Origin of the sequence: Sphaerospermopsis kisseleviana CS-549, assembly GCF_028329225.1 — a bacterium.
Taxonomy (GTDB): Bacteria; Cyanobacteriota; Cyanobacteriia; order Cyanobacteriales; family Nostocaceae; genus Sphaerospermopsis; species Sphaerospermopsis kisseleviana.
Window position 1 is genome coordinate 1 of record NZ_JAQMTI010000121.1, and the last position, 6,392, is coordinate 6,392.

Sequence of the window (6,392 nt, forward strand, 5' to 3'; positions counted from 1 at the left end):
CCAGTCCCCAGTCACCAGTCCCCAGTCCCCAGTCACCAGTCACCAGTCACCAGTCCCCAGTCACCAGTCACCTGTCACCTGTCACCTAACAATTAAAGAACACCAGCATTAGACATCAATGTTAATTCTTCAATGACTGCTTCTTGTGGTAATAAAACAGTGTGCAGAATTGTCTGAGCTACTATTTCTGGAGTTAACATTTTGGTACGGTCAAAGTTAACATTAACTGTTTCCGTATCCCAAATTTCAGTATTGACAGCACCTGGACAAATTCCTGTTACACGAATGCCGTGGACTCGTTCTTCTTGTGCCAATGTTTGAGAAAGGGCGAGTAAACCAGCTTTGCTGACGCAGTAAGCCCCCCAACCAGCAAAAGCTTGTTTGGCAGCTATTGAGGCAATGTTAATAATTGTCCCTTTACCTCGTTGCCTCATTCCTGGCACAATTGCCATCATGCACTGAAAGACGCTGGTAATATTTAAATCCATTACCCGCTGCCAGTCTTCTAAGGAAGTATCGCTTAAATTGGCAGTGTATCCTATACCGGCATTATTTACCAAAATGTCTATGTCGCCAAATTCATCGGCGATCGCCTGAATTTTGGTTTTTACTTGGGCAACACTACCCAGATCAACGGTGAAAGCTTTTGCTTCTACTCCTATTTCTTTTGCTACTGCTGCTACCCCTTCTAACTTCTCCTGAGAACGGCTGACTAAAGCAACATCTATTCCCGCCTTGGCAAAGGCTAAAGCCGTTGCTTTGCCTATTCCACTGCTTGCACCAGTAATTAAAGCGCGTCTTTTCTGCTCAAAACTCATGGTATCTCCAATTTTTTTGGCAGTTTTGCTATTCACTACCTACCCAATCAGTTAAATAATTCTTAAAATCAGTTGATTTTATGCTCAATATTGCTAGAATCGTTTATCAATATGGGTATATTGCCTGTTATCAGCCTTACCTGTCAGATCCGAAAGTCTTGACGTGAATAATTAGGCTCTTATATCAAGCTGTTTCATGAATACACAACAAAATGCCTATAGCTGCTCAGATTGTTAAGAATCTTTAAGCTATAGGCAATTATAGCATTGTTGAATTGCTAATCAGATATAGTTATTATTTTTATTGAGCAATTTCGGTAAACACACCAATTTTTCTAAATTTCTCATAGCGCAGTTGACGGCGCTCGGCTGGTGTTAAGCGGTTAAGTTCATCCAAATTATCTAACAAAGCTTGTTTGAGGGTGGTAGCTGTGGTTAAGGGGTCAGAATGAGCGCCACCGATAGGTTCTGGTAAAATCTGATCAATAATGCCTAAGTTTTTGAGATCGTGGGAAACGATTTTTAATGCTACTGCGGCTTGGGGTGCTTTAGCTGCATCTTTCCACAAAATAGCAGCGCAAGCTTCTGGGGTAGCAACGGTATAAACCGAGTGTTCAAACATCAGCAGGCGATCGCCTACACCAATACCCAAAGCACCACCAGAACCACCTTCACCAATGACGGTACAGAGAATTGGCACATCAAAACAAAACATTTGCCGTAAATTATAAGCGATCGCTTCACCTTGTCCTTGATGTTCTGCTTCTATCCCCGCCCAAGCACCGGGGGTATCAATAAAGGTAATAATGGGCATACCAAATTTATTGGCGTGTTCCATTAACCGTAATGCTTTACGGTAGCCTCCAGGTGCAGCCATGCCAAAATTCCGGGCGACATTATCTTTAGTATCCCGGCCTTTTTGATGACCCAACATCACCACAGGTTGTCCACCCAAACGACCCACACCACCCACTAAAGCTGGATCATCACCTCCACAGCGATCGCCATGTAACTCCATCCATTCATCACTAATCGCCTGGATGTAATCTAATGTACTAGGACGGCGCGGATGTCTTGCCACTTGCAGTCTTTGAGATGGTGTCAAACTGCTAAAAATTTCCTCCCGCAGTTGCATCGCTCTAGTTTCCAGTTGGCGAATTTGCCCGGAAACATCCACACCATTTTCATCTGCTAGTTGCCGAATTTGATCAATGCGAGTAGCCAGTTCTGCTAAAGGCTTTTCAAAATCCAATAATAGGGGTTTGCGTTCAGTAGTTGCCATAGTTAGGGAATAGTGAATGGGGACTGGGGACTGGGGAATAGTGACTGGGGACTGGGGACTGGGGAATAGTGACTGGGTAATCAATTTTTTTCATGTTTCCCAATCACCAATCACCAATCACCAGCCCCTAAACTAATAATGGTCTAAAACCATGTTTAAGCGATAGTTGACCAATATATTCCATTTTGTCTACGGTAATCTGATTGCGCCCCCAAGAAAAGTTAGTGTATAACTTCTCAAATTCCAATAACATTGATTCTGCAAAACAAGCAAACAATTGCCGTTCTGGAACTTCCATATTCACGATTTTCATAATTTTCCAGTCAATATCCAGGGAATGCTCCACAATTCCACCATTTAACACATACACACCTGGATGCTGAATTTTTGTCCCTAAGTTTTTAGGATAGCCACCATCAATCAATAAACATGGTTGCTTTAACACTGTGGGGTCAATTTCTACACCTTTGGGCATACTCGCCACCCAAACTACAATATCTGCTTGGGGTAGTGCCTCGTCTAAACCCATAATCTTACCACGTCCCAATTCTGCCTGTAGTGCTTGCAGACGCTCTTGGTTACGGGCGATCAATAGTAGTTCTTGGACATCTGTTTTTTTATCCAGCCAGCGAGTAACTGCACTCCCAATATCACCAGTCGCCCCACACACTGCTACAGTTGCTTTTGAAAGTTCTATTCCTAATTGCTGGGAAGCTGCTTCTACCTGACGGCAAATAATATAAGCTGTATGGGTATTGCCTGTAGTGAACCGTTCAAACTCTAATGTGACATTACGGACTTGTTGAAACTGCTCTAAATTAAAGTTCTCAAAAATAATTGAAGAAAACCCACCCAAAGCCGTAATATCAATACCATGCTTTTGAGCATGAGCCATAGCATTTAGTATTTTGCGTGTAGCCGCCTTAATCCGCCGATTTGCCAACATTTCTGGCAAAAAGCAAGACTCTACATATTTTCCTTCAATTTTTTGACCTGTTACGCTGGTAACAGTAATGTGATCAACTATTTGCGGCGGGGCGCTACACCAAAAATCTAGCCCTTGATCGGCATATTCTGGGTATCCCAATTCTTGAGCTACAGATTGAGCGTGTTCTAAACTTGTCAGATGTCCAATTAGACCAAACATTAGTGATATTTTAGGCGTGTCCTATACAAAGCTGGTTATTAGAAATAATCTCTAATTCTTAAAAATACTATATAAGGTGTCTGAATAATGAGTAATTCCTGAAAGGAGTCAGGAGTCAGGAGTCAGGAGTTACAGGAGTTCAGGAGTTTTGATTTTTTCCCAGTCACCAGTCCCCAGTCACCAGTCCCCAGTCCCCACTCCCCACTCCCCAGTGTCCCTAAACGGTTGCCAGTCCGTAGGCAGAAAGACGCATGATGTCACGGGTTGTAAAGCCAATGTTACTTAATGCTTCTCCGTATTGAATCATGAAGTCTTCTACCAAGGCATCTTTTTCCATGCCCAAGATTTTAGCATCATCAGCTACTTTGTTGAGCATTTGCCAGACAATAGGCAGGTTTTGACGGTTGGCTGCTTCTAATTCTGCTTTGGAATCTTCAAAGTTTGCTTCCAACCAAACCTCACCAAAGTTTAGATGACTATATTCGTCTTTAACTACACATTCAGTAATGTTGCGGGCAAAATCATCAGCTACAGGAATGTAGATGTTATAAGCTGCGATCGCAAAACATTCAATAATTAAAGATTGAATTAACAGACAAGTCACAACTTTACCTTCTGCTGCTGCTTTTTGGAAGTTTTCATGCAGTCCTGAGAAAAACTTCTTAGCAAACTGTATATCAGGAGTAACTGATAAATTGCGTCCACAAGCTTCAAAGCCTTTCTTGTGTTTGTTTTCCATCTTTGAAAGCTTGATCAGTTCATCTTTACTATTTGGCAACAGTTCAGCTAATCTGATGTAATTATGATATGCTTCTTCTTCCCCTTCAATTACAATCGCATTAATTCGGCTATAAGCATCTTTGTATTTTGCGCTCTGAAAATCAATTTCTTGAGTTTGTTCAACAAGTTGCTGCATAGTAGGTTGACTCCGTACCCCTAAATTATTTTGCTACTGAAATTTAATTCACCCACTCAATTGTGGGCAATCATCACTATTGTTTAATTTAACTTAACAAGAAGTTATGGTAATTAGATTAATTTTTACCAATTAGCACCCCATCAAAAGTCAAGTATTTCCATCCTTTATTCCCCGTTTTCTATAGTCTGACTAGGAAAAACCAATGATTTTGAAGTTATCAACCATGTCTAAACTCAACTGGAATTGGCAAAACACGAACTTTTGGAGCTTTTTACTGTTACTGCTAGGAGCATTCATAGTTTTACTACCATTATTCGTGGTTGTTCTCACTTCCTTTGCTCCTGTGGGTGCTACACCGGGAGTTGGGGGAGAAAATAACTGGACTTTGGCCAATTACCAGGAAGCTTGGGAACGAGGCAAGTTTTTACTGGCTTTTGCTAATTCTACCTTAGTAGCGATCGCAGTTACAGCTTTTCAGATTATCACATCTGCCCTGGCTGGTTACGCCCTCGCTAGGCTGAAATTTTGGGGTAAACAAGCAATACTACTAGTTATACTGGCCACTTTAGTCATTCCCTTTCAGTTATTGGTGATTCCCATTTTCCTGGTTTTGAAGTGGGGAAACATGATAAATACTTACTGGGCTTTAATTTTACCCACTGCGGTTAATGGTTTTGGTATTTTTCTGTTACGTCAATATTTCCAGACAATTCCCGTAGAATTGGAAGAAGCTGCTGCCATTGATGGAGCAAACCGACTGCAAATTTTATGGCAGGTAATGTTACCTTTAGCACGTCCCGCTTTAGTAACTCTATTTTTGTTCACCTTTATCGGTGAATGGAATGATTTATTTAAACCTTTGGTGTTTACAACCAAACCTGAATTAAGAACTGTACAACTGGCTTTAGCAGAATTTCAAGAACTATTTACCAATAATTGGCCGCTGATGATGGCGGCTGTGACAATTGCTACTGTTCCTGTAATGGTGTTATTTTTGATTGGACAAAAGCAGTTAATTCGCGGTATTGCGACAACGGGGATTAAGAATTAGTCAGAATCAGGATATCCAGGATTTTAGGATTTACAGGATTAACAATTTGGTGATGATGAAAATTAATGTAAAGTAAGCCACTCCAACCAAACACATAAAAACACTAAACTCAAATTCTGTCATTAACAGAAAAGATGCAAAAGCTGGGTTTAGTTTTAATTATAGTCTCATTTTTACCCTGGTTAGCGATCGCTCTCATTTTACCATTTCTCCCACTTGCAGTTGCCCAAAAAGCCCTATTAGTAACAGCTTTATTGGTTTTTGCAGAAATTGTATTTTGGTTAGGTGCGCTACTTGTTGGTAAGGAAGTAATACAGCGATATCGGCGTTATTTGAATTTTCGTTATCTGCGAATATTGCTAAAAAGATGGAAACGGAAAAACAGAAAAAGATAGTACAGCAGGAGTCAGGAGTCAGGAGTCAGGAGTCAGAATAAAAATCAAGTATACTTTATTTATCTCCCAAACAAATCATCCCTATACCATTTCTCTGTAACATTGCACTAAATCTTTAACGTCTTAATTTACTGTCTTCCTTTGTGTACTTTGCGTACTTTGCGGTTAGTAAAAAAAATTAACTGCAACTTCCTAGAGAATTGGTATTAATCTAACATCCTGTAAATCCTTAAATCCTGGATATCCTGATTCAGACAATCAAAATTATCATACCCCATTTGTTAAAATAGGTCTTTAGAAATCTCTGTATAAAGTATAAACCCAGAACATGGCAGCACAAAAACTCAACGAAACCGAACTACAACAAGCCCTCAACAGTTTACCAGGATGGCAAATTAAAGAAGGCAAATTATACAAAGAATACAAATTTAAAGACTTTGCTACCGCTTTAGGTTGGATGGTGACAGCAGGTGTTTACGCAGAAACAATGGGACATCACCCCGAATGGTCTAATGTTTACAGCACTGTAAAGGTGAATCTTGTCACCCACGACATCGGTAATGCTATCAGCAATTTAGATGTCGAATTGGCGAAAAAAATGGAAGAAACATATAAATAGGGAATTGGTAATTGGTAATTGGTAATTCAATTTTGGATTTTGGATTTTGGATTTTGTTCACTCCAATCTAAAATCTAAAATCTAAAATCTAAAATTTTCTTCCCCAGTCCCCAGTCCCCAGTCCCCAGTCCCCAGTCCCTAATTAGTCTCCTGAATCTGTA

General features: G+C 40.4%; 7 protein-coding genes. 3 read left to right on the top strand and 4 right to left on the bottom strand.

Annotation, left to right across the window (positions count from 1 at the left end; all coding sequences use genetic code 11):
* Nucleotides 1–92: 92 nt before the first annotated feature.
* From PN497_RS10565 to PN497_RS10580, 4 genes are all read right to left on the bottom strand, one after another.
* Nucleotides 93–818 (bottom strand): SDR family oxidoreductase, encoded by a 726-nt coding sequence (locus PN497_RS10565; RefSeq protein ID WP_096572640.1) that lies wholly within the window; start codon nucleotides 816–818, stop codon nucleotides 93–95.
* Nucleotides 819–1,119: 301 nt separating this feature from the next.
* Complete coding sequence (locus tag PN497_RS10570) at nucleotides 1,120–2,100, bottom strand: acetyl-CoA carboxylase carboxyltransferase subunit alpha (RefSeq protein WP_096567293.1); 981 nt, start codon at nucleotides 2,098–2,100, stop codon at nucleotides 1,120–1,122.
* A 127-nt stretch (nucleotides 2,101–2,227) separates the two neighbouring features.
* On the bottom strand, nucleotides 2,228–3,247 hold the full coding sequence (locus PN497_RS10575) for a long-chain acyl-[acyl-carrier-protein] reductase (protein WP_096567291.1): 1,020 nt from the start codon (nucleotides 3,245–3,247) through the stop codon (nucleotides 2,228–2,230).
* Nucleotides 3,248–3,464: 217 nt separating this feature from the next.
* Nucleotides 3,465–4,163 (bottom strand): aldehyde oxygenase (deformylating), encoded by a 699-nt coding sequence (locus PN497_RS10580; RefSeq protein WP_096567289.1) that lies wholly within the window; start codon nucleotides 4,161–4,163, stop codon nucleotides 3,465–3,467.
* A gap of 226 nt (nucleotides 4,164–4,389) precedes the next feature.
* Here PN497_RS10580 and PN497_RS10585 point away from each other — a divergent pair, with 226 nt between their 5' ends.
* The 3 genes from PN497_RS10585 (at nucleotide 4,390) to PN497_RS10595 (ending at nucleotide 6,231) form a co-directional block, all read left to right on the top strand.
* Complete coding sequence (locus tag PN497_RS10585; protein ID WP_096567287.1) at nucleotides 4,390–5,217, top strand: carbohydrate ABC transporter permease; 828 nt, start codon at nucleotides 4,390–4,392, stop codon at nucleotides 5,215–5,217.
* 134 nt (nucleotides 5,218–5,351) lie between these two features.
* Nucleotides 5,352–5,612 (top strand): transporter suffix domain-containing protein, encoded by a 261-nt coding sequence (locus tag PN497_RS10590; RefSeq protein WP_096567285.1) that lies wholly within the window; start codon nucleotides 5,352–5,354, stop codon nucleotides 5,610–5,612.
* A gap of 328 nt (nucleotides 5,613–5,940) precedes the next feature.
* Entirely contained in the window at nucleotides 5,941–6,231 is a 291-nt protein-coding gene (locus PN497_RS10595; RefSeq protein WP_096567283.1) for a 4a-hydroxytetrahydrobiopterin dehydratase, read from the top strand.
* The last annotated feature ends 161 nt before the right edge of the window (nucleotides 6,232–6,392 follow it).

Coding starts and splice junctions, on each gene's coding strand:
- PN497_RS10580 (WP_096567289.1), bottom strand. CDS start 4,163: ATGCAGCAACTTGTTGAACAAACTCAAGAAATTGATTTTCAGAGCGCA.
- PN497_RS10565 (WP_096572640.1), bottom strand. CDS start 818: ATGAGTTTTGAGCAGAAAAGACGCGCTTTAATTACTGGTGCAAGCAGT.
- PN497_RS10570 (WP_096567293.1), bottom strand. CDS start 2,100: ATGGCAACTACTGAACGCAAACCCCTATTATTGGATTTTGAAAAGCCT.
- PN497_RS10595 (WP_096567283.1), top strand. CDS start 5,941: ATGGCAGCACAAAAACTCAACGAAACCGAACTACAACAAGCCCTCAAC.
- PN497_RS10590 (WP_096567285.1), top strand. CDS start 5,352: ATGCAAAAGCTGGGTTTAGTTTTAATTATAGTCTCATTTTTACCCTGG.
- PN497_RS10585 (WP_096567287.1), top strand. CDS start 4,390: ATGTCTAAACTCAACTGGAATTGGCAAAACACGAACTTTTGGAGCTTT.
- PN497_RS10575 (WP_096567291.1), bottom strand. CDS start 3,247: ATGTTTGGTCTAATTGGACATCTGACAAGTTTAGAACACGCTCAATCT.